Origin of the sequence: Nonomuraea fuscirosea (genome assembly GCF_003001935.1) — a bacterium.
Lineage (GTDB): Bacteria > Actinomycetota > Actinomycetes > Streptosporangiales > Streptosporangiaceae > Nonomuraea > Nonomuraea fuscirosea.
Map to the genome: position 1 here is coordinate 119,362 of NZ_PVNG01000008.1, position 26,210 is coordinate 145,571.

Sequence of the window (26,210 nt, forward strand, 5' to 3'; positions counted from 1 at the left end):
CCGGCGGTGATGATCGCTCCTGCCAGGGGCGATAAGGCAGGTGTCAGGGCCGGTGCGGCCGGGAGATCGCCTGCTTAGCCGGGATTTACCTGGTGTTGGCCAACCTGGTGTCATCGGGACACTAGGAGATGACATGGACGCGAACGAGCCTCGTACCGGTGGCTGGAGCCAGTTCGGCGACAGGCCGCCCACCACCGGAGGGTTCACCCGGCCGACGAGCCCGTTGCCTCCGCCGCCGATGCCGCCGTCGCCCCCGGCGCCACCCAGGACGGGTTTCGTGCTGACCCGCAAGGCGATCGCCGGCCTCGCCCTGGCCGCCGTCGCCGCGATGTCGGTGGCGGCGCTGGGCGGCGGCGCGGTGGGCGCGTCCCTCGCGGGAGGAAACGGCCCGGCGGTGGTGACCGCCACGCCGGCGAACCCGAGCCCGGTGTTCCACACGGCGGCCGATCAGTACACGGTCGCGGAGGTGGCGGCGAAGGTGCAGCCGTCCGTGGTGATGATCCAGGGGCGGACGAGCGAGGGCTCGGGCGTGGTGCTGTCGGAGGACGGCCGGATCCTGACCAACAACCACGTCGTGTCCGGGCAGAACGCCGGTCTGACCGTGAAGTTCAACGACGGGAAGACGGCCAAGGCCACCGTGCTCGGCACCGACCCGGCCACCGACCTGGCCGTGATCAAGGCCGAGGGCGTCTCGGGGCTGGCCAAGGTGGCGCTCGGCGACAGCGACCAGCTCAAGGTGGGTGACGACGTGCTGGCCATCGGCAGCCCCCTGGGCCTGGACGGGACGGTGACCTCGGGCATCGTCAGCGCGCTCGACCGCACCGTGACCTCGGGTAACGCCCCGAACGAGCAGCAGCTCCCGCCCGGCTGGGGCGGCCGGCAGCAGGGCCAGGAGGAGACCACCACGCTCGGCGGCATGATCCAGACCGACGCCGCGATCAACCCCGGCAACTCCGGCGGCGCCCTGGTGAACGCGGCCGGCGAACTGGTCGGCATCAACAGCGCGGTGGCCGCCGACGGCGTCAACCTGGGCTTCGCCATCCCGGTCAACACCGCCAAGCACGTCTCCGAGCAGCTCATCAGCAAGGGGACGGTGAGCCACGTGTACCTCGGCGTGAGCGTCACCGACGCCGCCGGCGACGTGTCCGGCGCGCTCGTCCGCCAGATCACGGCGGGCAGCCCGGCCGAGAAGGCCGGGCTCAAGGAGGGCGACCTGATCACCAGGATCGGCGCGACGCCGGTCCAGGGCGGCGACACCGTCGTCGGCCAGGTCCGCGGCTACAAGGTCGGCCAGCGGGTCGAGATCACCTACCAGCGTGACGGCAAGGAGAGCACCGTGACCGTCACCATGCAGGAGAAGAAGAACTAGACCGAAGGCTCCCGATCGCCCCCTGCCCGCGCCCCGCGGGCAGGGGGCGATCCGCGTTCGCGTCGGCACTTAGTGCGATGAGCCGCGAAAGGTGAGCGATCGGTGGCGATTAGGCCCTCCTCGATCGGCGTAACTCGGGTTACATTCACGTTACTTTGCCCTCTCTTACACACCCGAGTAAACCGAAGGAGAGAGGCATGCGAGTGAGAACCACGATCGTGGCGTTGACTGCTGCGGCGATCCTCATGCCGCAGGCCGCACTGGCCGCCGGCGCCGGGGCGCCATCAGGCGCCGCGGCCCCGCCGCCCGACAGTCAGTTCCAGAAGGTGACGCTCAACGACAACCCCGGTGAGCCGATGGACCTGGCGGTGTTACCCGATTCGAGGGTCTTACACACCACCAGACCCGGCGAGGTCTGGTTACACGACCCCAAGACGGGCCTCAACACGCTCGCCGCCCGGCTCGACGTCTACCGGCACGACGAGGAGGGCCTGCAGAGCATCGCGCTCAGCCCCGGCTTCGGCAAGGGCTCCAAGAAGGACGACTGGGTCTACCTCTACTACTCGCCGCCGCTCGACACCCCCGTCGACGACCCGGCCACGCCGAACGTCAACGAGGGCGACGCCCCGTTCACCGGGACACCGCAGGACTTCGCGCCGTTCAAGGGCCTGATCCGGCTGTCCCGGTACCGCTGGAGCGGCAGCACCATCGACCTGCGCACCGAGCAGCGCATCCTCGACGTGCCGGTGGATCGCGGGATCTGCTGCCACGTCGGCGGCGACATCGTCTTCGACGCCGCGGGCAACCTGTACCTGTCCACCGGAGACGACACGAACCCGTTCTTCTCCGACGGCTACACCCCGATCGACGAGCGGGCCGACCGCAACCCGGCGTTCGACGCCCAGCGCAGTGCGGGCAACACCAACGACCTGCGCGGCAAGATCCTGCGCATCAAGGTCCGCGACAACGGCTCCTACGCGATCCCGCACGGCAACCTCTTCCGGCCCGGCACGAAGAACACCCGGCCGGAGATCTACGCGATGGGTCTGCGCAACCCGTTCCGCATCGAGCTCAACCGCCGCACCGGTGACCTGTACGTCGGCGACTACTCGCCCGACCAGCAGCAGGCCAACCCGCAGCGCGGCCCGTCGGGGACCGGCAAGTGGACCACGATCCGCAAGGCGGGCAACTACGGCTGGCCCTACTGCGCGACGGCGCGGCTGCCGTACGTGGACTACGACTTCGGCACCGGCGCGTCGGGGGCCACGTTCGACTGCGCAGCCCCGGTCAACGAGTCGCCGCACAACACCGGGCTGCGCCGGCTGCCGCCGGTGACGCAGCCGGACGTCTGGTACTCGTACGGGACGTCGGCCGAGTTCCCCGCCCTGGGCACGGGCGGCATCGGCCCGATGGGCGGGCCCGCGTACGACTACGACCCGGCCGACACCCGCGGCCCCCGCGCCGTGGCCTGGCCGAAGTACTACGACGGCGTCCCGCTGTTCTACGAGTGGACCCGCGACTACGTCAAGGCGATGTTCAACCGTGGTCAGCGGATCGAGAGCGTGCTGCCCTCGATCGTCTTCGACAACCCGATGGACATGGAGTTCGGCCCCGACGGCGCGCTGTACGTGCTGGAGTACGGGGACGGCTACTTCAGCGAGAACCCGGACGCCCAGCTGGCCAGGATCGACTTCACCGGCCACACCGGCAACCGCACGCCGATCCCGGCGGCGCAGGCGTCGGCGACGGGCGGGCTCGCCCCGCTGACGGTCTCCTTCACCAGCACCGGCACCAGCGACCCTGACGGCGACCGGCTCCGCTACGCGTGGGACTTCGACGCCGACGGCAGGGTCGACTCACGCAGCCCCTCGGCGTCGTTCACCTACCGGCAGGACGGCCTCTACCAGGCCACCCTCAGGGTCACCGACGACGCCGGCATGTCGGCCTCCACGTCGGTGCGGATCGTCATCGGCAACGCCGTCCCGGTCGTCGAGCTGGTCAGGCCCGTCGCGGGACAGCCGTTCAGCTTCGGCGACCTGATCGAGTTCGAGGTGCGCGTCACCGACGACCAGCCGGTGAACTGCGCGAACGTGACCGTGAACTACATCCTCGGCCACGACGACCACGGCCATCCGCAGACCACGGCGCGCGGCTGCACGGGCTCGATCCAGACCACCGTGCCGAGCGGCCACGACCCCGAGAACGACGAGCTGACCGGCGTCTTCGTCGCCACCTACACCGACCCCGGCACCGGCGACCTGCCAGGGCTGACCGGCAGCACCGAGGTCGTGCTCCAGCCCACGAGTTAGGAGATCCACCATGTGTTACGGGTACGAGCCGAGCAGACGCTCCCTGCTCGCCGCGGGCCTCGGGCTCGGGGCGGCCGCGCTGGCCGCCGCGTCTCCCGCCGCCGCCGCGGCCACGCCGCCGCACCACCATCACCCCAAGCGACGTGTCCCGTCGGGCCAGATCAGCATGCAGCTCTACACGGTGCGCGACGACCTCGCCCAGAACTACGACACCACGCTGACCTACCTGGCCGAGATCGGCTACCCGAAGGTCGAGGTCGCGCTCGGCTACTTCGGGCGGACGGCGCAGCAGCTGCGTACGTTCTTCGACGGGCTCGGGATCCAGGCCAGCTCCAGCCACGACGGCATCAGCCCCGACGACGCCGCCCTGGACACGAAGATCCAGAACGCGCTGACCCTCGGCCAGACGTACATGGTCGTGCCCTTCCTGCAGTCCGACAGCCTGGACGAGTGGAAGGGCTGGGCCGAGCGGATGAACGTCGAGGCGCGGGCCGCCCGCTCGGCCGGACTGCGGTACGGCTACCACAACCACGCCCACGAGTTCACCACCGACCTCGGCGGCGGCGTGACGCCGTGGGACGTGCTCACCCGTGAGCTCGATCCGCGCCTGGTCCACCTGGAGATCGACATCTACTGGGCGGTCACCGGCGGCGTCGGGCGCGGCGCCAGGGATCCGATCAAGTTCGCCATCGACGTCATCCGCAGGGCGCCGCAGCGCGTGCTGCAGTACCACGTCAAGGATCGGCACCTCGACGGCGACCATGCCGACCTCGGCACCGGCATGATCGACTTCCGCCGGGTCTTCGACGCCCACCAGGTGCGGGAGTACATCGTGGAGAACGACAGCCCGGACGTGACGCCGCGGCGTACGTCGGAGATCGGCTACCGCTACCTGCGCAAGCTCCGGTTCTGACCCGTTCCGGACTGACGTGACCCGAGCCCGGCCCGCACTGTGCGGGCCGGGCTCGGCGCTGGTCGGTCCCCCTGCGGCGGGACCGACCGGTGGCTCGTCGCGTCTGTCCCAAATCTTCGTCCGGATCTCCGCCGAAAGCGGTCTTTGACGCCTTTCTGGGCACATTTCCGCATAACTCGACATGGGGAGCACGCCTGGGGAGGACCATGTACCGCTCGCTCGGCGTCGCCACCGCCGTCACCCTGATCCTCACCGCCACCCCCGCCCTCGCCGCACCGCGCGACGACCTCGCCGACCGCGTCGGTCGTGCCGCTCACCCTGCCGCTCACCGTGCCGCTCCCCGTGTCGCCCATCGTGCCGCTCACCGCGTCGCCCATCGCGTCGACAACATCGCGCATCGGGGCGGTGCCGCGCACGCGCCGGAGAACACCATCGCGGCCTGCGCGCTGGCCAGGGCGCAGCGGGCGGACGTGTGCGAGTTCGACGTCCAGCAGACCAAGGACGGGCGGCTCGTGCTGATGCACGACGAGACACTGGAGCGCACCACCAACGTGGAGAAGGTCTTCCCCGGGCGCGCCCCGTGGCGGGTCGCGGACTTCACCCTCGCGGAGATCCGCCGCCTGGACGCCGGCTCCTGGTTCTCCCCGCGCTACCGAGGCGAGGGGGTGCCGACGCTGACGCAGGCCCTGCAGTCGGTACGCGGCACCGCCACGAGGCTGCTGGTGGAGGTCAAGCACCCGCCCTACCGCCCGGACATCGACCGGCGGGTGGCCGCCGAGCTGCAGGAGGCCCGCGAGCTCTGGAGCGGCGAACGGCTGACCGTGCAGGCGTTCGGCTGGCAGTCGATGCGGGTCCTGCGCGACATGGTGCCCGGCCTGCCCATCGCGCTGCTCGGCAAGCCCGCCGCCGACCGGCTCACCGAGCTGGCCCGCTACGCCGACGGGCTCACCGTGCCGCACGCCGGGCTCACCGCGGCCTACGTCAGGAAAGCCCACAAGCGGGGCATGCGGGTCTACACCTGGTCGGCGGACCGGTCGCCCCTCATCCGCCGGCTGGTCTCGTACGGGGTGGACGGCATCATGACCAACAGGCCAGACCGCCTCCACGAGGTCACAGGGCCGAGGCCCGCACGTTCCGCCAGCCGAAGGTGAGCGAACCGCCCAGCAGCACCACGCCGGACAGCACGCCGCTGATGATCGGCACCCACGCCAGCGCGGATCCGGTGGCCGCCAGCACCAGCCCGGCGGCGCCGAGCAGCGTGAGCACCACGCCGGGCACCGCGATGCCCCAGTCCTTCCACACCGGCGCCAGCGCGATGAAGTGCACGCCGACCACGAGCGCCACCCAGCCCACGTTGGCCTGCGCGGGCGCGCCCAGGGCGGCCATCACCCGCAGCCCGCCGAAGAGCAGGACGACCTCGGCGGCGACCACGATCAGGTATCCCCGGCCGAACATGTTCCCGGGCCGCTCCTCCTGCCCGGCGGGCCCTTCCTGCTGCCCGGCCGCCCCTTCCCCGCGTACGGCCGACCGCTCTTTCCTGGCCGTCATGAACCACATGGCGATCACCCCCGCGGCTGCCAGGCAGGCGGCCACCCGCAGGACGAGCGCCACCGGCGCGCTCAACGGGCTCTGCGCGTTGACGAGGATGAAGACCGCGCCGAAAATCGCGCCCACCAACAAACCAGACATTCGTTGCATGACTCTATCTAAGTGGTCATTCGCCCCCATTCGCGCTGGGGGTGGCGCGAGGTCGAGGTAGACCTGGCCCTACCCGGTCGCACCCTTCAAGGGGCCCCTCAGTGCCTGGCCCTACCTGGCCGCACCCCGCAGATAGGCCAGCACCGCCAGCACCCGCCGGTTGTCGTCCTCGCTCGCGGGCAGGTCGAGCTTGGTGAACACGCTGGCCACGTGTTTGCCGACGGCCGCCTCCGAGATCGACAGGGCACGCGCGACGGCGCTGTTGGAGCGGCCCTCCGCGATCAGCGCCAGCACCTCGCGCTCGCGCGGGGTCAGCCGCTGCCCCGGCTCCGTGACCTCCCTGGCCCTGATCCACGTCTGCTCGAACAGGTCGATGAGGGTGGTGATCAGGCTCTGCTGGCGGATCACCAGCGCGCCGGGAGCGAAGGGGACGGGCGTGATCCGGACGAACGCCACCGAGCGGTCGAAGACCAGCAACTGCTGGATCGGCTCGTCGATCAGGCGGTGCAGATCGCCCGCGGCGTGCAGCTCCCTGATCCTGGCCGCCTTGCGCGGGTCGTCGAGCACGCTCGAGTGGATGATCGTCCGCATCGACAGGCCCTGCCGCAGCGCGTCGAGCACGTGACGCCTGCTCCGCTGCTCGTCGCGACCCGTCTCCGTCGCGCCCAGCGGCTGCATGGCCCGCAGCTCGCGGGAGGAGTCGGCGGCCTGCGCGATCAGCCGGCGGACCAGGTCGTTGTCCTCCACCCGCTCGACCTCGACGGGGATGCCACGCAGGTCACCCACCACCTCTTCCAGCCGGCGGGCCAGCCGCGCCAGCGAGACGCTCTCCTCCACGCTCCGCTCCTCCTCCCCTCACCGACCGATCCTGCCAGGAGCCAGGGACAATTCACGGCCGGACGGCCGGACTCAACGGCCGGACTCAACGGCCGGACTCAACGGCCGGACTCAACGGCCGGACTCAACGGCTGGACTCAGACGAGCGCGGACTTGTAGAAGATGCTGGCCTTGCGCGCGCCCGTCACGCCCGAGGCCAGGCCGAGGCAGAGACGCGGGGCGCCGGAGACGAGCTGGATGCCCATGCCCTCGGGCTCGCGGTAGTCCAGGGACCGGCCCGCCTCGGTGCGCGCCCGCTGGACCTGCTCGCCCGTCCGCAGGTCCAGGCAGGTGATGTACGTGTTGCCCGGCGCGGGGTTGGCCTCGCTGTAGGCCTCGCCGGTCAGCATGTAGACGAAGTTCCCGTACGCCGCGTACCCCTGGAAGACGCCCAGGCCCGTGGGCTGCGCGATCTCGAACAGCGGCCTGGCCGTGCCCGCTTTGAGCGCCGGCAGCGAGTAGACGGCGTAACGGAAGCTGCTCCCGTCCGCGTACCGCATGATCAGCCGGTTGGTCGACGGATCGATCGCGCACGTGGTGTTCTCCGCGTCGGAGATCGGCTTGTACTTGGTCAGCGCCGGGGACGACGTGGTCAGCGTCTGGCCGTTCGCGAACTTGAACCTGGCCAACCGGCTGCCCCTGGAGCTGGTGCCGTCGCTCACCCCGTCCGTCTCCGTCCACAGGTACGCCGACGAGCCCGACGGCTCGACCCCGAACTGCACGCCGTGGCCGAAGCCCATGAGGTACATGTGGCCGAGCACCGTGCCGGTGAGGCTGAGCTTGGTCAGGCACAGGTTGCCCGCGGCGTTCTGGCCGGTGCCGTTCTTCACCTGGAGCGTGTAGATGTGCCCGTGGACGTTGTCGAAGGCGAGCGACTGCAGGACGGTCTCGTCGTACAGGCCCTTCTTCCAGATCAGCGGCGACGCCGGGGCGGTCAGCTCGAAGCGGCCCTCGGCGGCGGCGGCGGGACGCGCCGCCAGCGCGGCGGTCGCGGCGGCGCCGGCGCCGAGCTTGAGCAGGCCCCTGCGGGACATCGGCAGGTGGGAGGTCATTTGCCGTCCTTCCAACGGGGAGTCATGTCTTGATCAACACACCCTAGTCCGGACCGACGTGCTGATTTGGAGATTTCCGCACCGCCCTGGTACCGTTCGGGCCATGTTGATCAGTCGATTTTGGCGCTATGTGCCGGCTCCGGGTGGGGCCCAGAGTCACATGCGCTGACTTACTGATCATCCGGAGCCACGAAGCAGAGACGACCCGTCTCTGCTTTTCGTCATTTAGGCGGTCGGTTCCGGAGATCTGGGCGTGGGCCGTACCGCCGTCGAGCACGAGGGACACGACCCATGACCGAAACCAGCGATCTGCGCATCACCTCGTTCGAGGCCCTGCCGACGCCGACAGAGGTGCGCACGGAACAGCCGCTGGGCGAGGAACGCGCCGCGCTGGTGGCCGCCAGCCGCCGCGCCGCCCGTGAGGTGCTGACCGGCGCCGACGACCGGCTGCTGCTCGTCATCGGGCCGTGCTCGGTGCACGACCCGGAAGCGGCGCTCGACTACGCCCGCCGCCTGTCCGAGGCCACCAGGGACATGGACGACGCCCTGCTCGTGGTCATGCGCGTCTACTTCGAGAAGCCCCGTACCACGATCGGCTGGAAGGGGCTCATCAACGACCCCGACATCGACGGCGGCCACGACGTGCGGCGCGGCCTGCGCACGGCCCGTACGGTGCTGCTCGACGTGCTCAGCCTCGGCCTGCCGGTCGGCTGCGAGTTCCTCGAACCCAACAGCCCGCAGTACATCGCCGACGCCGTCACCTGGGGCGCGATCGGCGCCCGTACGCCGGAGAGCCAGGTGCACCGGCAGCTCACCTCGGGCCTGTCCATGCCCGTCGGCTACAAGAACGCCACGGACGGCGACGTGCAGGTGGCGATCGACGGCGTGCAGGCCTCCTCGCACCCGCAGGTCTTCTTCGGCATCGACGACGAGGGCCGCTCCGCGGTGGTCAGCACCACCGGCAACCCCGACTGCCACATCATCCTGCGCGGCGGTCGCGGCGGCCCCAACTACGACGCCGACTCGGTCCGCGACGCCCTCACCCTGCTGGCCAAGGCCGACCGGCCGAAGCGGCTGGTCGTGGACGCCAGCCACGGCAACAGCGGCAAGAACCACGTACGGCAGGCCGAGGTCGTCGGGGAGGTGGCCGCCCGCATCGCCGCCGGCGACACCGGGATCGCCGGGCTGATGGTGGAGAGCTTCATCGTGCCGGGCCGGCAGGAGCCGGGCCCGCGCGAGACGCTGACGTACGGGCAGAGCATCACCGACGCCTGCGTCGGCTGGGACGAGACGGAACGCCTGCTCGACGTCCTGGCCGAGGCCGTCCGCGCCCGCCGCGCCACCGCCGGCTAGCCGCGCCCGCGCACGTCGGCCGGGCTGACGTGCGCGGGAACGAACGCCAGGTCCAGATCTCCGCGCAGATCACGACGTGGCAGAGTGCTCCGCCTCAACCCAATTGCGGACGGCGGGGGAGTAGCCGTCCGGCTTGTCCCCGACCTTGACGCCCGGACTGACCAGCAGGCTCTGGTAGCCGCCGGTGAACATCCGGTAGAGCGAACGAGGCGGCTCCGCGCTCGCCTGGTCGAGCTCGGCCCGCAGCTCGGCGGGCAATTCGAAGTCGAGCGCCGCGAGGTTGGCGTCGAGCTGGGCCGCGCTGCCGGCGCCGACGATCGCGGAGGCGATGCCCGGCTGGGTGGCGACCCAGTTGAGCGCGACCTGGGCCATCGGCACGCCCAGCTTCCCTGCCACGCTCTCGACCGCCGCCAGGATCCCCCACTCCCGCTCGGACCACTCCGGTGTCTCGCCACTGAGCCGGCCGGGTCCGGCCAGCCCCTGGCCGGTGGGCCGGTACTTGCCGGTGAGGAATCCGCCGGCGAGCGGGCTCCACGCGGTGACGCCGAGCCCCAGCGCCTGACCCATAGGGACGTGTTCGCGCTCGATCTCCCTGTCGACGAGGGAGTAGGGCAGTTGCAGGCTGACCATCGGTTCGAGGGCGTGGGCCTCGGCGTAGGTCTGGGCGCGGGCGGCGTACCAGCTGGGCACGTCCGACAGGCCCGCGTGGCGGATCTTCCCGGCCCTGACGAGGTCGTCGAAGGTGCGCAGGACCTCCTCGACCGGGGTGATGCGGTCCCAGGTGTGCAGCAGGAACAGGTCGATGTGGTCGGTACGCAGGCGGCGCAGCGACGCCTCGACCGCCCTGATCAGGTGCTTGCGGCCGTTGCCGCCCGCGTTCGGATCGCCGGGATCGACGCTGTTGGTGTACTTCGTGGTCAGCACCACCCGGTCGCGCACACCGGCCTCGGCGATGAGCCGGCCGAGGATGGTCTCGCTCTCGCCGGCCGTGTAGAAGTCGGCGGTGTCGATGAGGTTGCCGCCGGCTTCGAGGTAGCGGCGGAAGATCGGGCGGGCCTCCTCTTCGGTCTTGCCGTACGCGGCGTGGTAGCCGCCGGTGCCGAAGTTCATCGTGCCCAGCGCCAGCGGGCTGACCCGCAGCCCGGAGCGTCCGAGCAGGTAGTAGCGGTCCATGGACATGGCCGTGTCTCTCTTTCTGATGGGGTGCGTTCAGCCTGCACATCAGAAAATGGACTGGCAAGTCCAGAAATGTCGATCAGGTGACGAGACGGCGGACGGCCTCCACGACCGCGGCGCGGTGCTGCTCCGCGTCCTCGCCGGCGGCGGCGACGGGGCTGGTCGGCATCCAGGCGTTGGTGAGGGCCAGGGTGAAGGCCAGCAGATCCTCGGGAGTGAATGCGGCCGGCACGCGCCCTCCGGCCTGGGCGGCCGCGATCGTCTCCGTCTTCTGCCGCATCGACGCGCGCAGCCCCTCGGTCTCGTGGCCGGTGCCCGACCGTTCGAGGCGGTGCCAGGTGGCCAGGCGCAGCTGGTCGGGGTGGGCGAGCAGGTAGTCGAACAGGCGGCCCGCGTAGCCCGGCAGGTCGTCGGCGGTGAAGGGCACCTGGTCGAGCACGCGGGACACGTGCGCGTCCATGACCGCGTCGAACAACTGCTCCTTGTTGCCGAAGTGGGTGTAGATCAGCGCCTTGTTGGCGTCGGCGGCGGCGCCGATGCGGTCGACGCGGGCGCCGGCGATGCCGTGGGCGGCGAACTCCGCCGTGGCCGCCTGGAGCAGGCGGGCCCTGGTCGCCTCGGCGTCGCGGATCCTGGCGGGCCGGGGTCGCTGCGACATGCCCTCAGTTTATGGCAACTAACCGTTTATTTGACAACTCGTCCGGCGCGACGCAGCATATAAATGACTGTTTAGTTAGAACGGAAGCAGGGACGTTCCATGAGCAAGATCTGGCTCATCACCGGCGGCTCGCGCGGCTTCGGCCTGGCGCTCGCGCGGGCCGTGCTCGACGGCGGGCAGCGTGCCGTCGTCACCGCCCGCCGCCCCGAGCAGCTCGACGACCTCGTCCGCGCGTACGGCGACCGCGTCCGCACCACGGCGCTCGACGTCACCGACGCGACGGCGGCCGAGGCCGCCGTGCGGCTCGCGCTCGACGCGTTCGGCCGGCTCGACGTCGTCGTCAACAACGCCGGCTACGCCACCAGCGCCTCCATCGAGGAGATGCCGGACGAGGAGTTCCGCGCCCAGATGGAGGCGAACTTCTACGGCGTGCTCAACGTGACCAGGGCCGCCCTGCCGGCCCTGCGCCGGCAGCGCTCCGGCCACTTCATCCAGTTCTCCTCCATCGGCGGGCGCGTCGGCGGATCGCCCGGCCTGGCCGCCTACCAGAGCGCCAAGTTCGCCGTCGAAGGCTTCTCCGAGGTGCTCAACGCCGAGCTGAAGCCGCTGGGCGTCAAGGTCACCATCATCGAACCCGGCGGATTCCGTACGGACTGGGGCGGTTCGTCGATGACCGCCCTGCCGGTGGGCGCGGACTACGAGGCCACGGTCGGCGAGATGAACCGCTACCGCGAATCCACCGTCGCGACCTGGCGCGGCGACCCGGTCAGGGCCGCGCGGATCATCACCGACCTCGCCGAGCTGGCCGAGCCGCCGCTGCGGCTGCTGCTCGGCGCGCAGGCGGTCGAGATGGCGCAGACCTCCTCCAGGGCCCGCGCCGCCGAGGCCGAACGCTGGGCCGAGGTCAGCCGCTCGGCCGACTTTCCGCCGGGTGAGTAGTATGGACCGCTGAGTCCATTTTGGGAGGAATGATGCCCACGCTGACCCGCAAGGGCGCCGCGACTAGGCAGCGCATCCTCGACGGCGCGGCCGCCCACATCCGCGAGTTCGGCGTGGCCGCCACGACCCTCGACGACGTGCTGAGCAGGACGGCGACCAGCAAGAGCCAGCTGTTCCACTACTTCCCCGGCGGGCGGGAGGAGTTGCTGCTGGCCGTGGCCCGCTTCGAGGCCGACCGTGTGCTGGAGGACCAGCAGCCCCAGCTCGGCTACCTCACCTCCTGGCAGGCGTGGCGGGAGTGGCGGGACAAGGTGGTCGAACGTTACCGCCGGCAGGGCCGTCATTGCCCGCTCAACTCGGTCATGTCCTACCTGGGCAACACCACGCCCGCCGCCCAGGCCGTGGTCTCCGAGCTGATGAGCCGGTGGCAGCGCGAGATCGGCGCCGGCGTACGGCACATGCAGGCCATCGGCGAGATCGCCCCCGGCCTCGACCCCGACCGCGCGGCGGCGGCCGTGCTGGCCTGCATCCAGGGCGGAGTGCTGATCCAGCTGTCCACCGGCGAGATCACGCACCTGGAGGCCGCGCTCGACATGGCCATCGCCCACCTCGGGGGCCCGGCCGCAGCCTGAGTACGGGGATACTCATGCCCACTCCGCCCCTCGCCCGCATCGTGGGGAACCGGCGTATTCGACGGTCGAGGAGGTCCCATGATCAGGGACGGGCGCTACGAGGGACAGAGCGGCGACCTCTCGGTCACGCTGCGGGTGGACGCGGACGGCTCGGGCGTGATCAGCGCGGACGTGTTCCGCACGGAGGGACGGCGCTACCTGGCGTCGGCGCGCACCGCGCCGGGAGCCAAGGTGGCGCTCGACGACGGGAGGTGGCCGGCCGTCTGGCAGGCGAGCCCCGCGAACAAGACGACGGGCTCGCTGGCCCTGGACTCGGCGGCGGACGGCACGGTGTCGGCCACGTTCGTCCTCGACGCCCCGCTGAACGGGCTGCCCGCGCGCACCGGCGTGATCGTCCCCGTCGAGCACGAGGACGACGCGCTGCGCCCGCTCGGCCTGGAGATCGAGCTGGAGCAGGGCGTCCCCGCGCCGAGCCCGGTGGTCGTCGAGGGCATCGAACGCACGGTCGGCGGCTGCCTGCGCGCCGCGGGCTTCGCGGTCCAGGAGATCGGACGGCAGAGCTCGATCCCCGCCGGGATCGCCGGCGCCTGGGACGACTCGCTGCTCTACACCATGCTGAGCGATCTCATGCTCATCACGGGGGACGCCTCGCTCCGGGGCCGGGCGTGGGAGCTGCACCTGCTCCTGCTGTCGCGGGCGGCCATCCCCGGGCTGGCCGGGGTGATGTTCGACGCCGACGGCCTGCTCCAGCGGCAGGGCGCGGCCGTCTTCACTGCCGGGTTCGCGGGTGCTGCCAGGGACCAGCGGATCATCAGGACGATCGTCCACGAACTGGGTCACGCGCTCAACCTCGCGCACCGCTTCGAGCGCGCGGTGGGCCGGGCCGACTCGACCTCGTTCATGAATTACGACTGGCGTTACCTGGGCGGCGGGCACGAGGCGGACTACTGGCGGAACTTCGCGTTCACCTTCGACGCCGACGAGCTGGCCTTCCTCCGGCACGGGCCGCTGACGTCGCTGATCCCGGGCGGCGAGCCGTTCCACTCCGTGCGGTACTGGGCCGACGGCGCCGGCGGGCACTCGCCGTACGCGCCGGAGATCCCGTTCGACGGGTACCGGCTGGCGCTCACCGCCCCCGAGGCCGGGCCGGTCTTCGCCTTCGGGCAGCCCGTCTTCCTCAAGGTCACCCTGGAGAACAGGACGGCGAAGGAGCTGCGGGTCGAGCGCTGGGTACTGGACCCGAAGGCAGGACCGCTGGAGCTCCTGGTACGCCGCCGCGGCGCGCCCCAGGACGAGACGGCCGCGTTCACCCCGATCGCCCAGCGGTGCATGGCCGCGATGGACGCCGAAGCCACGCTCACCCTGCCGCCCGGCGCGTCCCTCAGCAACAACGTCAACCTCACCTTCGGCTCGGCCGGCTTCACCTTCGCCGAACCCGGCGAGTACGACATCACCCCGGTCCTCGCCATCCCGGGCCGCGACCCGGCGGACGAGCCCGTCCAGTGGCTGGTCTCGGGCGAGCCGCTGCGCGTCCGCGTCGCGCCGCCGCAGGGCCTCGCCGAGGAACGCGACGCCGAGGTGCTGCGGACGGCGGACGTCGGCGCGTGGTTCGCCCTCGGCGGCAGCGACGCGCTCGGCTCGGCGAGGCAGGCCCTTGCGGAGGTACGCGAGCGCCGCCAGGCGGAGGCGGGGACGGGGGACCCGGTCGTCGCGGCGATCACGCGGACCGCCGCGCTCGACGCCGCCCGGCCCTCGATCCGGTTCACCGACGGGGAGTTCGTCCGCCACGACGGCGACCCGGAGCAGGCCGCGCGGCTGCTCGACGGCCTGGGCGCGGAGGCGTTGCGCACCTTCGACCCCTACACCGCCCAGCAGACGGCCGCCCTCGCCGACCGCTACCGCGACGCGGCGGAGCGGTAGCGCCCTCGCGTCATCGTTCAGGAGACCGCGCCGCCGGCGCCGTGCCGGCGGCGCTCCTGTCGAGCAGGGGCCTGATCAACGTGAGCTGGGCGGCGGCCAGCAGCAGACAGGTGCACGCCAGGGCGCTCCACAGCCCCACCGGTCCGGCGCGGTCGAGCAGCTGGGTGCTGCACAGCGGGGCCACGACGGTGGCGATGCCCCAGGAGGTGCCGAAGACCGACAGGTAGCGGCCGCGGGCGTGCTCGGGCGCGATGTCGGCCACCAGCGCGTAGCTGCGCCCGAACATCAGCACGTCCCCGACGCTCCAGACCACGGTGGCGGCGAGATGCCCGGGCAGGCCGTCCGCGACGGCGTAACCGGCGAGGCCGGCGGCGAGCAGCAGGTAGCCGCAGGCCATCGCCGCGTGGTGGGACAGCGTCGTCGCCGTCCGGCGCAGCAGCGGCTGGCAGAGCACCATGACGACGGCCGAGAGCGTCGACAGCAGCCCGGCGTCGGCGGCCTCCAGACCGCGCCGGGTGAGCGCCAGCGGCAGCGCCATCATGACCTGCATGTAGATCAGCGCGAAGAACGTCCCGGACGCCAGCAGCACCAGCAGCGACCGATCCCGCCACACCGCCCGGGCCTCCGCCCCTGCGACCTCGGCCCTGAACGGGGCGAAGACCCGCCGGACGAGCCGCTGAGCGGGGCGGTCCGCGGGCCGGTCCACCGGCAGGTCGGCGGCTCGCCGGGCGGGGGAGTCGGCGGGCAGGACGAGGCGGATGACGACGGCGCAGGCCAGGCAGGTGACGGCGTCCACGACGAAGAGCCAGCGCAGGTCCCATCGCCCCAGCCCGGCCGCGATCAGCCCGGCTCCCATGCCGCCCACCGCCAGGGCGGTGTTGAACAGGCTGAACGCCTGCGCCCGCCGCTCCGGCCGTACGGCGTCGGCGACCATCGCCTGGGACGGCGGCTCGTAGATCTCGAAGGCCAGCCCGAGCAGGACGGCGAACACGGCCACCATCGCCACGGACCCGGACATCGCGATGCCCGCCTGCGCCAGCGCGCAGCCGGTCAGCCCGGCTACGATCGTGCGGCGCCGGCCGAAGCGGTCGGCCAGGACGCCGCCGAGCAGGCGGGACGGGATGGTGGCCAGGCCGAAGGCGGCGGAGATCAGGCCGGCGGTCACCGTGTCCGCGCCGAAGCCGGCGGTGACCAGCACGGTGAGGAACGCCATGGAGAAGGCGCCCAGCCGGTTGATCGCCCGGGCCAGGACGAGCCACCACACGGTACGCGGGAGGCCCAGGACGGGCATGCGTGCTCCTTACGTGACCAACGAAACTGCTATCGTCGGTCACGGACACTACGACGCTAGGAGTGACCAGTCAAGTGATGTTCGATAGTCACGTGGCGATCCTGCTCGACACCGCCGCCGCGCTCGTGAACGTGCTGACCGACGGCGGCGACCGGGGCAGGCCGTACACGGCGCCCAGGGCGGACGCGCTGCCCGAGGCGATCGGCGCCGTGCTGCCGGGGGAGCCGGCGGTCTCCATGGAGGAGGCCCTCTACCTGGCCGGCACCACGCTCAAGGTCCGGCGCGTCTTCGAGGCCATGGACGGCGGGCGCGACGACGAGGCGGCCGGGATCGTCAACGCGCTCGTCATCAGCACGGGTGCCCGCCCCCAGCTCAACCGGGTGCCGGGCGAGCCCTGGCAGATGCACTTCCACGGGGCCGACGACACGCTGTCTGTGGGGTGGAGCGCGGGCTTCGCCTCCGCGCTGACGCTGGCCATCGGCAGCGACCTCGGCGGGCGGCTCGGTGTGTGCCAGGCCAAGGGGTGCGACCGTGTGTACGTGGACGCTTCCCGCAACGCGGTGCGCCAGTTCTGCTCCCGCTCCTGCCAGAGCCGGACGAAGGCGGCCGCCTTCCGCGCCCGCTCCGCCGCCCGCCCACCGGCTTGAGCAGCCTCCCGCGCCCGCTCCGCCGCCCGCCCATCGGCTTGAGCAGCCCCCGACCTGATGCGCCCCGGTGTGCCGCCTGACCTGACGCGCCCGTCTTCGCCGTTGTTGGTTCCGGGCGGAGATGGACGAGAGAATTCCCTCATGTCGCTGTACGCACCGCTCAAACCAGAGGACCCCAGGCGGCTCGCGGACTACGAGCTTCTGGGCAGGCTGGGAGAGGGCGGACAGGGCGTCGTGTACCTGGCGGCGTCCGAGTCGGACCAGCAGGTGGCGATCAAGTTATTGCGCCCCGAGGTCTCGTTCGATCCGGACATCGTCCAGCGTTTCCTGCGTGAGGCGCGGGTGGCCGAGCGGGTGGCCGCGTTCTGCACCGCCCAGGTCCTGAGCACAGGCGTCGAGGCCGGCCGGCCGTACATCGTCAGCGAGTACATCGAGGGCCCGTCGCTGCGGCAGGTGATCGAGAAGGACGGGCCGAGGACCGGGGGCGGTCTGCACCGGCTGGCCGTCAGCACCCTCACCGCCCTCGCGGCCATCCACCAGGCCGGCATCGTGCACCGCGACTTCAAGCCGTCCAACGTGATCATCGCCCCCGACGGGCCGAGGGTGGTCGACTTCGGTATCGCCCGCGCCCTCGACGCCACGTCGACGCTCACCTCGTCCGTGATGGGGACGCCCGCGTACATGTCGCCTGAGCAGTTCCTCGGGCAGCCGGTGGAACCGGCGGCCGACCTGTTCTCCTGGGCCTCCACCATGGTCTACGCCGCCACCGGGCGGCCGCCGTTCGGCGACGACAGCGTGCCGGCCGTGCTGGCCAGGGTCCTGTACAACCCGCCGGAGGTGCCCGGCTTCGACAGCCCGCTGCGCGAGGTGGTGATCGACTGCCTGAACAAGGATCCCGCCCGCCGGCCCACCCTCGACCAGGCGACCCGTCGCCTGCTCCAGGGCCCGGCCGCGGCCTCCGGGCCCGCGCGGGCGGGTCGCGCCTCCGTGCCGGGCCCGGCGAGCACCGCGGCGCCCGCCTCCGGCCGGCCGTCGTCCACCTCCCCACCGCCCGCTTCCCCGTCGTTCGCCCCGCCGTCGTCGGCGTCGTCGGTATCGTCGCCGGACACCTTGCCGCCGTCCGCCTCGCCCCCGTTCGTCCTTCCGCAGGCCGCCTCGACGCCGGCCGGTTCGACGCCGTCCACGTCGCTGTCGTCGTTGTGGCACGCCACCGCCTGGCGCCGGCGCAGGAAGAGCGTGCTCGCCGCGCTGTCCGCGGCGGCCCTGGTCACGATCGGCGTGACCGTGCCCTGGGGCCGGCTGGGCGCGACGAACGCCTCGTCCACGCCCCCGCCGGCGCGACCGTCCGCCTCGGCGCATCTTCCCTCCGCGCGGCCCCTGCCGGGCACGAAGACCACCGTGTACGACTACCCGGACCAGCCCATCGCGCTCACCAGCTACCAGCTGGACGTCACCGACGACGACGTCAGGGTCTACCTGCCGACGACGTCCGGCCTCTTCGATTACCACTCCGAACTCATCGAGGGTCTCGTCTCGCCCGACGGCCGTTACGTGGCGACCAGGAAGTCCACGTACGAGGACGACGGCTACGACTCGGTCACCGTCATGGAGCGGAGCACCGGGCACAGGTTCACCCTCAAGAGCGTGAAGGAACCGCAGGTGGGGACGATGGTGGGGTGGTCGCGCGACAGCTCGCGCATCCTGCTCAACCTGAGCCGCACCAAGAACGACGAGACGCGCTACTCCGGATTCGCCATCATCGACGTCGCGAAGAAGACCATCAAGAAGGTCCAGCCGACCGACGAGTACACCGCCACCTCGGCCTTCACCTGGGACGACAAGGACCGGGGCGTGGTGAACGAGCGCAAGGGGGTGATCCGCTTCTTCGACGAGAACGGGAACATGGACCACGCCCTGCTCGGCGTCGGCGCCCGCACCGAGAAGATCTGGGACGACTTCTCACCCTCCGGCGCTCTCGTGCTCACCGACTGCCCGAGCGGCGGCTACTGCGTCTCGGACGTCGTGACCGGGAAGACCGCGCACCAGTTCAGGACCGAGTGCGAAGACCTCCTCGGCTGGTACGACGACGCCCACCTCTACTGCTACGCGAAGGTGGCGCAGAAGGGGACGATCCAGGTCATCGACTTCACGGGGAAGTTCGTCCGCAAGCTCGCGGACACCGACGACTACCCCCGGCTCACGTTGACGTACACCCAGAAGACGTGAGCCGGAGGTCCGAACCCGCTGCCGTCAGGACTCCTCGGCCAGACCCAGGTACATCACCTTCGGGTTCGACGGGTTGAACGCGATCGAGGTGACCCGGTCGTAGGGGTTGTGGTTGGTGGTGACCCGCCCGCGCAGCGCGTCGTACCGGTAGAGGTCGGTGCCGAGGTCGGACCAGCCGGTGCCCCACGCGAAGTAGAGCACCAGCGGGTTCTTCGGATGGGCGGCGAGCAGCGGGCCGTTGGGCAGGGTGATCCCGTCGCCCTGGTCGACGACCGGGGTGAAGTGGTGACCGCCGTCGAAGGAGCGGTAGATGTGCCGGCCGTCGGACGGCACGTGCTCGTCCTTCTCCGCCAGATTCAGGCCCATCGCGTACACGACGTTCGGCGCGGCGGGCGAGATGGTCGCGCTGAACACGTTGACCCGGGTGCCGGTCCTGCTCAGGCCGGTGGCGGCGCGCCAGGTCCGCCCGCCGTCGTAGGTCACGCGGGCGCCCTCGGTCGCCACGCCCAGCACCACGTGGTTCAGGTTGTACGGGTCGAACGCCGCCGTGTAGATCATCAGCAGCTCGGTCTCAGGGAAGGCGGGCTTGCCCACGGGCTTCCAGGTCTGCCCGCCGTCACGCGATTCGCGCAGCTGCCCGTCGCCGTCCGCCACCCGCAGCCGGTCGCCGCGCAGCGGGTCGACGCCGAGCCCGGCGACGTCCTCGGCCGGTGCGGTGAGCGGCGTGATGCCGTTGGGCGTGACCAGCGACAGGTGGCCGTTCTGGTCCCAGGCGTAGGCCCGGCCGCCGCGGGCCGCCGTCAGCGTGAGGTTGGCGCCGTTCACCTGGCCCACCTGCGTCCAGCTGCAACCGGCGTCCTTCGAGGTCAGCAGCACGTTGTTGGACAGGGCCAGCAAGTGGTCGGGACGGTCGAGCGCGACGAGGCCACGGGTGTAGACGACGGGCTTCGGCGCCTGGCTGGTCGGCGTGAGCGTCCTGCCCTCGTCACGGGTGAAGGTCACCGTCCCGTCGCCGGTGACCGTCTCGCAGCCCGGCTGGTGCCAGCGGCCGAAACCGTCAAGGCCGGCCGCCGCCGGGTCGTCGGCGGCCACGGCCGGCGTCGCCGCCGACAGGACCGCGAACGCGGCCGCGACTCCCAAGGTGATCATCTTTCGCACGACTGCCTCCATGACAGGCTCAAACGGGAACATCCCGTCGTCCGTCCTACCGGGCGGAGAATCGCCTAGGCTAGGCAAAGCACTGGCAGATTTGTGACATTTCATGAAGAGGACACAGCGACGACGATGAACGCCGACGACAACGCACTCTCGGCCGTCGGCGTCGACGCCGACGACGAACGCGTCTACCGCGACCTGCTCCGCCGCCCGCGCGCGACCCTGCCGGAGCTGGCCGAGCACACCGGCCGCACCACCGTGGCCCTGCGCCGGGCCTTCACCCGGCTGGAGGCGCTCGGGCTGGTCAGCCGCATGGCGGGCCGCCCGGCCCGGTTCCTGGCGACCAGGCCCGACGTCGCGGTGGCCGCCCTCATCTCGCGCAGGGAGGAGGGCCTGGCCCAGGCCAGGCTGGCCTCGATCGCGCTGCTCGCCGAGACGCCGCGGACGGAGAACCAGTCGCCGGAGGAGCTGGTCGAGGTCGTCCAGGGCCAGGCGGCCGTGGTGCAGCGCTTCACGCAGTTGCAGCAGACCGCGACCGAGGAGCTCCTGGTGCTGGACCGCCCTCCCTACGCGCAGAACCCCACCGAGCAGAACGCCGAGGAGATGAACCGGCTCGCGCACGGCGTCCTCGTCCGCGGCATCTACGACGTCTCCGCCCTGGAGATCCCCGGCAAGCTGCGCCTGGCCCAGGAGGCGGCGGCGGCCGGCGAGCAGGCCAGGATCAGCCCCGAGGTGCCGATGAAGCTGGCCATCGCCGACCGCAAGAGCGCGATCCTGCCGCTGAGCACCACCGAGCCAGCGCACGCCGACAGCGCGGTCATCGTGCACTCCTCCACGCTGCTCGACGCGCTCGTCACGCTCTTCGAAGTCCTGTGGCGGGCGGCGCTGCCGCTGCCGTCCGCCCCCTCCACCGGGCATCCCGAGCTGCCCGATCCCGAGCTCTTCACCCTGCTCGCCGCGGGGCTCAAGGACGAGGCGGTGGCGCGGCAGCTCGGGGTGAGCCTGCGCACGATCCACCGGCGGGTCAGCGAGCTGATGGACCTGCTCGGCGCACGCACCCGCTTCCAGGCCGGCCTGCTCGCCGCCCGCCGCGGCTGGCCCGACTCGGCCTGATATGCCACCTTATGGTGGGGAGATGAGCCCTTCTGAGATCCGTACGGTGACGACCGAGGCCGAGCTGCGGGAGATCGTCGCGCCGCCCTCGCAGGCCATCTGGGACAAGGACATCGCCAGGATCGACGAGCACGCCCGTACGATCATCACCCACTCGCCCTTCCTGGTGCTGGCCACCGCCAACGAGAACGGCACCTGCGACGTCTCGCCGCGCGGCGACCCCGCCGGGTCGGTGCTGGTCCTCGACGACCACCGGCTGGTGATCGCCGACCGCCCCGGCAACCACCGCGTCGACGGCCTGCGCAACGTGCTCACCAACCCCCACGTGGGGCTGCTGTTCATCGTGCCGGGGATGAACGAGACGCTGCGGCTGAACGGGCGCGCCACGCTCGTCTCCGACGCGCCGTTCTTCGACGACCTCGCGGTCAAGGGCAAGCGGCCCCGGCTGGCGCTGCTCGTCGAGGTCGAGGAGCTCTACATGCACTGCGCCAAGGCGTTCCTGCGCTCGTCGCTCTGGCAGCCGGACACCTGGCCCGACCGCAAGAGCCTGCCCACGCTGGGCCGGATCGCCAAGGACCACATCGGCATCAAGGAGCTGTCCGCCGAGCAGCTCGACGAGGGGCTCGACCGCGACGCCGAGCAGAACCAGTATTGAACCCGGGCGGGAGGCCGGTCAGGGGGACGCGCTGACGCGGACGCGGTCGGAGGCGCCGTCGGAGAGGAACGACGCCATCGACCGGCCCTCCTCGGCCACCGCGTCCCGCTCTTCCCGGGAGAGCCGGCTGAGCGGGGTGACGGTCACGGTGTCGTCCTCGACCTGCCAGGTCGCGGCCACCCGGCCGTCCACGAGCGCGACGCGGGCGCCGCTGACCGACAGGTTGCGGTGCGCGTCGTCGATGATCCGGCCGCGGTCCTGGTAGCCGAGGATCGCGTTGTCGAAGGCGGGCAGGAACCGTACCGGGGCGGGGGTGCCGGGGTCCGGGCGCGGCGCGTCGGGCAGGTCCAGCAGCTCCCGGCCGCGTTCGTCCCGGAAGGAGATCAGCTCCGCGCGTACGGCGGCCACCGCGGCGGGCAGCCCGGCCAGGCCGGACCAGGCCCGCAGGTCGGCCGTGGTGGCGGGCCCGAACGCGGCCAGATAGCGCCGCACCAGCTCCTGCCCGACCGGGTCGGCGCCGTCCTGGGCCGGCGGATCCAGTTCGCGTCCCAGCCAGGCGGCGATCGGGACGTAACGCACCCCCGCCTTCTTGCGCCACAGCCCGCGCGGCGGCAGCTGCACCGTCGGGATGAGGGCGGCGGCCAGCATCTCGCCCAGCGGTCGCGGGCCCGGCGCGGGCCAGCGCCCGGCCACCGCCCGCGCGAGCTCGCCCATCGAGCGGGGCTCGCCGTCGGCCATGACCGCCAGGCCCGCCGCGGCCAGTTCGTCGAGGTCCACCCCGGCCAGCTCGCGGCGGTAGGTCCCGAGGACCCGCTGGCGCAGCATGCCGTCGTGCCGCGCCCGCCAGGCCACGACGTCGTCGGCCGTGAGGAGGTGCACCGTACGGCGCATGAGGTGCGTGCGCACCACGCGGCGCTCCGTGACCAGGTCGGACAGCGCCGCCGGGTCGAACGCGCGCAGCCGGGACCAGAGCCCGACGAACGGCTCCTGCGGCTCCTGCGCCTGCAGTCCGCACACGTGCGCGACGGCGTCGAGCACCGGCAGGCCGGAGCGATCGAGCAGTAACTGCCGGGCGAGCGTCGCGCGGTTGAGCGCCCGGGCGCTGAGGACGCTCATGCGCCCGCTCGCGGATCGAGAAGCCGCGTGGTCATGGTGGTTCCCTCCGGTATCTGTGCGTTTCAGCCGTGGTAGGTGCTGGCCACGTTGACCGCCCAGACCACGCCGAAGCGATCCTTGAGCATCCCGTAGAGCGGCGCCCACGGCGAGGGCTCCAGCGGCTGCACGACGTCCGCCCCGGCGGACAGCTTCTCCCAGTACGCGGTGATCTCCTCCGCGCTCTCGCCGGTCAGCGAGACGAAGAAGGAGTTCTCGCCGCGCTCGTACGGCATGGCCGCGGGGACGTCGTACGCCATCACGTGGAAGCCGTTCGCGGCGGCGACCTGGCCCCACATCACGTGGTCCGCCTCGGCCGGGTCCGCGACGCTGCCCGCGTCCTGGTACGTGACGACGCCGAGGTCGCCGCCGAACACGGACCGGTAGAACTCCAGCGCCGCGCGGGCCTCGCCACGAAAGTTCACATGAAGAACGGACTTGATCGACATATCGCTACTCCTGAGCCTGCAGCGAACGCCGGGTGGCGCCCGCAAAGGAACTCTCACAGGAGTAGCGGCCAGGTTGTGGCCTCTACTTACGGCAGGATGGAATTCGTGCCGAAAACCTCAGCGCGCCTGCTGGCCCTGCTCTCCCTGCTCCAGACCCGCCGGGACTGGCCGGGGGCGCTGCTCGCCGAGCGGCTGGACATCAGCCCGCGCACCGTGCGCCGCGACGTCGACCGCCTGCGCGAGCTCGGCTATCCCATCGTGGCCTTCAAGGGCCCCGACGGCGGATACCGGCTGGAGGCCGGCACGGAGCTGCCGCCGCTGCTGTTCGACGACGAGCAGGCCGTCGCACTGACCATCGCGCTGCAGATGGCCACCGGAACGGGCGCCGGCATCGAGGAGGCCGCCGCCCGCGCGCTGCACACCGTCCGGCAGGTCATGCCCGCCCGGCTGCGGCACCGGATCGACACCTTCCGGGTCACCGCCGTCGACCGGCCCACCTCTCGGGCGGACGTCCAGGTCGACAGCGGTGTGCTCATGACGCTGAGCGCCGCCGTCCACGCCCGCGAGGTGCTGCGCTTCGACTACGCCCGCGCATCCCCCGACGCCAGCCCGTCCCAGGACACCGACGCCTCCTCCGGCGGCGACTCGGCCTTCGCCCGCGACTCGGCCTCCGGCGGTGGCGAGCCGGGGCCGCCGCGCCGGGCGCAGCCGCACCACCTCGTCACCTGGGGCGGGCGCTGGTACCTCATCGCCTGGGACCTCGACCGCGCCGACTGGCGTACCTTCCGCGCCGACCGCATCACCCCCCGCACCCCCTCAGGCCCCCGCTTCACCCCGCGCGAGCTGCCGGGAGGCGACGTGACCGCGTACGTGACCAGCAAGTTCCGCGGCTCGGGCGGCACCGGCGACTGGCCCTGCCAGGGCGAGGTGATCCTCGGCCTGCCCGCGGCCGAGGTGTCGCGCTACGTCCGTGACGGGCTCGTCGAGGAGCTCGGCCCCGGCCGCTGCCGGCTCGTCATGGGCTCGTGGTCGTGGCCCGCCCTGGTCGCCGCCATCGGCAGGTTCGACGCCGGCATCGAGGTGGTCGGCCCGCCCGAGCTCAGAGACGCGTTCGCCCGCCTGGCACGACGCTACGCAGGCGCCGCAGCCGGTCGGAGCGGGCCAGACGCCGGCCCACCCCCTGTCCGGGAAGCTCGATGTAGCGGTGACTGACGAGGGCACAGGCGACCACCGCCGCCAGCAGCACCCAGAACCAGGTGATCCGCCAGCCGAGCGGGACCGGCACCGGATCGGGGATCGACCGCCGCAGCACCTGGATCAGGAGCGGATGCAGCAGATAGACGGAGTAGCTGATCAGCCCGAGGCGCACGATGAGGGCCGGCCAGACGGACGAGCGCAGCCGCCGCCCGATCAGGAACGTCAGCCACGCCGCCGCGACGGCGGTGGACCAGCTCCACCGGAACGCCACCGCCTGCTGGTGGGCCATGGACCAGCCGGGCCCGAACCAGGCCGCCGCGCCGACGGACACGACGGGCACCAGCCCGATCACCCACCCCGTCACGCCCCGCCGCACCTGCCCCTGGTCCAGCCGGTAGAGCGCGGTCCCGGCGAACATCGTGGCGACCACGGCCAGGCTCTGCCAGGCGCCGATCCGGCTGTTGACGACCAGCAGCACGAGGGCCACGGCGGCCACGGCGACCGCGCCGCAGAGCCGTACGCGATGAGCTCCGGCGAGGACCGCGGCCAGCCCCGCCACCATCACCCCGGTCACGACCAGCACGAGGACGTCGGAGCCGAAGGCGCGCGACAGGGCGCCGGCCGGCAGCAGACCGCCGACGAGCACACCCGCGACCGCGACCGCGAGCACGCCGGTTGTGCGCACGCGCCGCGCCCCGACCACGAAGATCGCCGTCACCAGCAGGTAGAACACCATCTCGTACGACAGCGTCCAGAACACGTTGACGACGCTGACCACCTGGAGGAAGTCCTGGAGCATGGTCAGGTGCGCCAGCCCGGCCGTCACCGGATGCTCGCCCAGCTGGTCGGGCAGCTCCGTGTAGACGGGGACGAGTGCGAACGCGGTGCCGATGACCGCGGCCACCATCCACAGCGGATAGATGCGGAACACCCGGCCGATCCAGAACCGGGTGACGCTGCCCCGCCGTTCGAGCGAGGCGGGCACCACGTAGCCGCTGATGATGAAGAACAGCATGACGCCGTACTGGCCGAAGTCGAACCAGGGGCTGGCGCCCGTGCGGACCTCGGGGAAGAGGGGGTCGAGGAGGTGCTCGAAGAGCACGGCGAGCACGGCCAGCCCGCGCAGGGCGTCCAACCAGGTCTGCCGGCGGGCCGGCGGGGCCGCCTGGGCCGTCCTGGTCTGGTGTCCGGTCCGCAGCTCACCGCCGTCTTCACGAGCGGCCAGGTCGATGGGCATCGTGTCAGGCTATGCGGTCAACCTGAGCGAAACCTTGGGGTCTGCTCAGGCGGCATGGACGAGCGTGCGCTTGCGGCCGGAAGGCGTTGTCAAGTTCACTGGTCAACCGCCGATTCCGGCCGGTTGACACGTGTCCGGCGGCTGTGGCTACATCGGGACGAGCGCGGATCTTCCCCGCAGGACCGGAGGCAGC

The 26,210-nt window shown here is 71.7% G+C and carries 23 protein-coding genes; 13 read left to right on the plus strand and 10 right to left on the minus strand.

The features are described 5' to 3' along the window. The first annotated feature begins 133 nt into the window (after positions 1 to 133). From B0I32_RS19710 to B0I32_RS19725, 4 genes are all read left to right on the plus strand, one after another. Entirely contained in the window at positions 134 to 1,369 is a 1,236-nt protein-coding gene (locus B0I32_RS19710) for a S1C family serine protease (RefSeq protein WP_106241311.1), read from the plus strand. A 197-nt stretch (positions 1,370 to 1,566) separates the two neighbouring features. Next, a complete protein-coding gene (locus B0I32_RS19715; protein WP_106241313.1) occupies positions 1,567 to 3,678 on the plus strand; it encodes a PQQ-dependent sugar dehydrogenase in 2,112 nt (703 codons plus the stop codon). 10 nt (positions 3,679 to 3,688) lie between these two features. Next, positions 3,689 to 4,591 (plus strand): sugar phosphate isomerase/epimerase family protein, encoded by a 903-nt coding sequence (locus tag B0I32_RS19720; protein WP_106241316.1) that lies wholly within the window; start codon positions 3,689 to 3,691, stop codon positions 4,589 to 4,591. Between the two features lie 206 nt (positions 4,592 to 4,797). Beyond that, entirely contained in the window at positions 4,798 to 5,742 is a 945-nt protein-coding gene (locus B0I32_RS19725) for a glycerophosphodiester phosphodiesterase (RefSeq protein WP_106241318.1), read from the plus strand. Here the strand turns inward: B0I32_RS19725 and B0I32_RS19730 are convergent. From B0I32_RS19730 to B0I32_RS19740, 3 genes are all read right to left on the minus strand, one after another. Next, positions 5,702 to 6,280, minus strand: coding sequence for a hypothetical protein (locus B0I32_RS19730; protein ID WP_106241321.1), 579 nt, complete (start codon positions 6,278 to 6,280; stop codon positions 5,702 to 5,704). The genes B0I32_RS19725 and B0I32_RS19730 overlap by 41 nt on opposite strands. Before the next feature lie 120 nt (positions 6,281 to 6,400). Further along, positions 6,401 to 7,126, minus strand: a complete 726-nt coding sequence (locus B0I32_RS19735; protein WP_245955920.1) for a helix-turn-helix transcriptional regulator — start codon at positions 7,124 to 7,126, stop codon at positions 6,401 to 6,403. 137 nt (positions 7,127 to 7,263) lie between these two features. Then, the gene (locus B0I32_RS19740) at positions 7,264 to 8,217 is read right to left on the minus strand and encodes a phage baseplate protein (protein ID WP_106241323.1); all 954 of its coding nucleotides are present in this window, start codon (positions 8,215 to 8,217) and stop codon (positions 7,264 to 7,266) included. A gap of 291 nt (positions 8,218 to 8,508) precedes the next feature. Between B0I32_RS19740 and B0I32_RS19745 the strand changes: the two genes are divergently transcribed. After that, positions 8,509 to 9,570 (plus strand): 3-deoxy-7-phosphoheptulonate synthase, encoded by a 1,062-nt coding sequence (locus tag B0I32_RS19745; RefSeq protein WP_106241326.1) that lies wholly within the window; start codon positions 8,509 to 8,511, stop codon positions 9,568 to 9,570. 69 nt (positions 9,571 to 9,639) lie between these two features. Here the strand turns inward: B0I32_RS19745 and B0I32_RS19750 are convergent, their stop codons facing one another. Next, on the minus strand, positions 9,640 to 10,749 hold the full coding sequence (locus B0I32_RS19750) for an aldo/keto reductase (protein ID WP_106241329.1): 1,110 nt from the start codon (positions 10,747 to 10,749) through the stop codon (positions 9,640 to 9,642). 76 nt (positions 10,750 to 10,825) lie between these two features. Continuing rightward, on the minus strand, positions 10,826 to 11,404 hold the full coding sequence (locus B0I32_RS19755; protein WP_106241331.1) for a TetR/AcrR family transcriptional regulator: 579 nt from the start codon (positions 11,402 to 11,404) through the stop codon (positions 10,826 to 10,828). A 99-nt stretch (positions 11,405 to 11,503) separates the two neighbouring features. Here B0I32_RS19755 and B0I32_RS19760 point away from each other — a divergent pair, with 99 nt between their 5' ends. From B0I32_RS19760 to B0I32_RS19770, 3 genes are all read left to right on the plus strand, one after another. Beyond that, a complete protein-coding gene (locus B0I32_RS19760; protein ID WP_106241333.1) occupies positions 11,504 to 12,343 on the plus strand; it encodes an oxidoreductase in 840 nt (279 codons plus the stop codon). 29 nt (positions 12,344 to 12,372) lie between these two features. Beyond that, positions 12,373 to 12,975: a TetR/AcrR family transcriptional regulator gene (locus B0I32_RS19765; protein WP_106241336.1), complete on the plus strand. Its 603-nt coding sequence runs from the start codon at positions 12,373 to 12,375 to the stop codon at positions 12,973 to 12,975. Positions 12,976 to 13,053: 78 nt separating this feature from the next. Continuing rightward, on the plus strand, positions 13,054 to 14,895 hold the full coding sequence (locus B0I32_RS19770) for a zinc metalloprotease (RefSeq protein ID WP_106241338.1): 1,842 nt from the start codon (positions 13,054 to 13,056) through the stop codon (positions 14,893 to 14,895). 10 nt (positions 14,896 to 14,905) lie between these two features. On the opposite strand, the gene B0I32_RS19775 is transcribed toward B0I32_RS19770, so the two are convergent. Further along, positions 14,906 to 16,186, minus strand: coding sequence for an MDR family MFS transporter (locus B0I32_RS19775; protein ID WP_106241341.1), 1,281 nt, complete (start codon positions 16,184 to 16,186; stop codon positions 14,906 to 14,908). Positions 16,187 to 16,263: 77 nt separating this feature from the next. Between B0I32_RS19775 and B0I32_RS19780 the strand changes: the two genes are divergently transcribed. Together B0I32_RS19780 and B0I32_RS59965 are read left to right on the plus strand one after the other, a co-directional pair. After that, positions 16,264 to 16,833, plus strand: a complete 570-nt coding sequence (locus tag B0I32_RS19780; RefSeq protein WP_106241849.1) for a CGNR zinc finger domain-containing protein — start codon at positions 16,264 to 16,266, stop codon at positions 16,831 to 16,833. Positions 16,834 to 16,974: 141 nt separating this feature from the next. Beyond that, complete coding sequence (locus tag B0I32_RS59965) at positions 16,975 to 19,059, plus strand: serine/threonine protein kinase (protein WP_245955921.1); 2,085 nt, start codon at positions 16,975 to 16,977, stop codon at positions 19,057 to 19,059. A 24-nt stretch (positions 19,060 to 19,083) separates the two neighbouring features. Here B0I32_RS59965 and B0I32_RS19790 read toward each other — a convergent pair whose 3' ends face one another. Continuing rightward, on the minus strand, positions 19,084 to 20,217 hold the full coding sequence (locus B0I32_RS19790) for a sialidase family protein (RefSeq protein WP_146178231.1): 1,134 nt from the start codon (positions 20,215 to 20,217) through the stop codon (positions 19,084 to 19,086). A 126-nt stretch (positions 20,218 to 20,343) separates the two neighbouring features. Here B0I32_RS19790 and B0I32_RS19795 point away from each other — a divergent pair, with 126 nt between their 5' ends. Further along, positions 20,344 to 21,327: a helix-turn-helix domain-containing protein gene (locus B0I32_RS19795; protein WP_106241347.1), complete on the plus strand. Its 984-nt coding sequence runs from the start codon at positions 20,344 to 20,346 to the stop codon at positions 21,325 to 21,327. A gap of 22 nt (positions 21,328 to 21,349) precedes the next feature. Then, on the plus strand, positions 21,350 to 21,982 hold the full coding sequence (locus B0I32_RS19800) for a pyridoxamine 5'-phosphate oxidase family protein (protein WP_106241348.1): 633 nt from the start codon (positions 21,350 to 21,352) through the stop codon (positions 21,980 to 21,982). Positions 21,983 to 22,000: 18 nt separating this feature from the next. On the opposite strand, the gene B0I32_RS19805 is transcribed toward B0I32_RS19800, so the two are convergent. Both B0I32_RS19805 and B0I32_RS19810 read right to left on the minus strand, forming a co-directional pair. After that, entirely contained in the window at positions 22,001 to 23,098 is a 1,098-nt protein-coding gene (locus B0I32_RS19805; RefSeq protein ID WP_106241350.1) for a winged helix DNA-binding domain-containing protein, read from the minus strand. Positions 23,099 to 23,160: 62 nt separating this feature from the next. After that, positions 23,161 to 23,583 carry a VOC family protein gene (locus tag B0I32_RS19810; protein ID WP_106241352.1) on the minus strand — a complete coding sequence of 141 codons (423 nt, stop codon included), beginning with the start codon at positions 23,581 to 23,583 and terminating at the stop codon, positions 23,161 to 23,163. Between the two features lie 105 nt (positions 23,584 to 23,688). Between B0I32_RS19810 and B0I32_RS19815 the strand changes: the two genes are divergently transcribed. Further along, positions 23,689 to 24,795, plus strand: a complete 1,107-nt coding sequence (locus B0I32_RS19815; protein ID WP_106241851.1) for a helix-turn-helix transcriptional regulator — start codon at positions 23,689 to 23,691, stop codon at positions 24,793 to 24,795. On the opposite strand, the gene B0I32_RS19820 is transcribed toward B0I32_RS19815, so the two are convergent. Next, positions 24,683 to 26,017: an acyltransferase family protein gene (locus B0I32_RS19820; protein ID WP_106241353.1), complete on the minus strand. Its 1,335-nt coding sequence runs from the start codon at positions 26,015 to 26,017 to the stop codon at positions 24,683 to 24,685. The genes B0I32_RS19815 and B0I32_RS19820 overlap by 113 nt on opposite strands. Positions 26,018 to 26,210 lie beyond the last annotated feature (193 nt).

What these genes read in the sequence shown, in the direction of transcription:
- B0I32_RS19710 (WP_106241311.1), top strand. Translation starts at nt 134, where the DNA reads ATGGACGCGAACGAGCCTCGTACCGGTGGCTGGAGCCAGTTCGGCGAC.
- B0I32_RS19715 (WP_106241313.1), top strand. Translation starts at nt 1,567, where the DNA reads ATGCGAGTGAGAACCACGATCGTGGCGTTGACTGCTGCGGCGATCCTC.
- B0I32_RS19720 (WP_106241316.1), top strand. Translation starts at nt 3,689, where the DNA reads ATGTGTTACGGGTACGAGCCGAGCAGACGCTCCCTGCTCGCCGCGGGC.
- B0I32_RS19725 (WP_106241318.1), top strand. Translation starts at nt 4,798, where the DNA reads ATGTACCGCTCGCTCGGCGTCGCCACCGCCGTCACCCTGATCCTCACC.
- B0I32_RS19730 (WP_106241321.1), bottom strand. Translation starts at nt 6,280, where the DNA reads ATGTCTGGTTTGTTGGTGGGCGCGATTTTCGGCGCGGTCTTCATCCTC.
- B0I32_RS19740 (WP_106241323.1), bottom strand. Translation starts at nt 8,217, where the DNA reads ATGACCTCCCACCTGCCGATGTCCCGCAGGGGCCTGCTCAAGCTCGGC.
- B0I32_RS19745 (WP_106241326.1), top strand. Translation starts at nt 8,509, where the DNA reads ATGACCGAAACCAGCGATCTGCGCATCACCTCGTTCGAGGCCCTGCCG.
- B0I32_RS19750 (WP_106241329.1), bottom strand. Translation starts at nt 10,749, where the DNA reads ATGTCCATGGACCGCTACTACCTGCTCGGACGCTCCGGGCTGCGGGTC.
- B0I32_RS19755 (WP_106241331.1), bottom strand. Translation starts at nt 11,404, where the DNA reads ATGTCGCAGCGACCCCGGCCCGCCAGGATCCGCGACGCCGAGGCGACC.
- B0I32_RS19760 (WP_106241333.1), top strand. Translation starts at nt 11,504, where the DNA reads ATGAGCAAGATCTGGCTCATCACCGGCGGCTCGCGCGGCTTCGGCCTG.
- B0I32_RS19765 (WP_106241336.1), top strand. Translation starts at nt 12,373, where the DNA reads ATGATGCCCACGCTGACCCGCAAGGGCGCCGCGACTAGGCAGCGCATC.
- B0I32_RS19770 (WP_106241338.1), top strand. Translation starts at nt 13,054, where the DNA reads ATGATCAGGGACGGGCGCTACGAGGGACAGAGCGGCGACCTCTCGGTC.
- B0I32_RS19775 (WP_106241341.1), bottom strand. Translation starts at nt 16,186, where the DNA reads ATGCCCGTCCTGGGCCTCCCGCGTACCGTGTGGTGGCTCGTCCTGGCC.
- B0I32_RS19780 (WP_106241849.1), top strand. Translation starts at nt 16,264, where the DNA reads ATGTTCGATAGTCACGTGGCGATCCTGCTCGACACCGCCGCCGCGCTC.
- B0I32_RS59965 (WP_245955921.1), top strand. Translation starts at nt 16,975, where the DNA reads ATGTCGCTGTACGCACCGCTCAAACCAGAGGACCCCAGGCGGCTCGCG.
- B0I32_RS19795 (WP_106241347.1), top strand. Translation starts at nt 20,344, where the DNA reads ATGAACGCCGACGACAACGCACTCTCGGCCGTCGGCGTCGACGCCGAC.
- B0I32_RS19800 (WP_106241348.1), top strand. Translation starts at nt 21,350, where the DNA reads ATGAGCCCTTCTGAGATCCGTACGGTGACGACCGAGGCCGAGCTGCGG.
- B0I32_RS19805 (WP_106241350.1), bottom strand. Translation starts at nt 23,098, where the DNA reads ATGAGCGTCCTCAGCGCCCGGGCGCTCAACCGCGCGACGCTCGCCCGG.
- B0I32_RS19810 (WP_106241352.1), bottom strand. Translation starts at nt 23,583, where the DNA reads ATGTCGATCAAGTCCGTTCTTCATGTGAACTTTCGTGGCGAGGCCCGC.
- B0I32_RS19820 (WP_106241353.1), bottom strand. Translation starts at nt 26,017, where the DNA reads ATGCCCATCGACCTGGCCGCTCGTGAAGACGGCGGTGAGCTGCGGACC.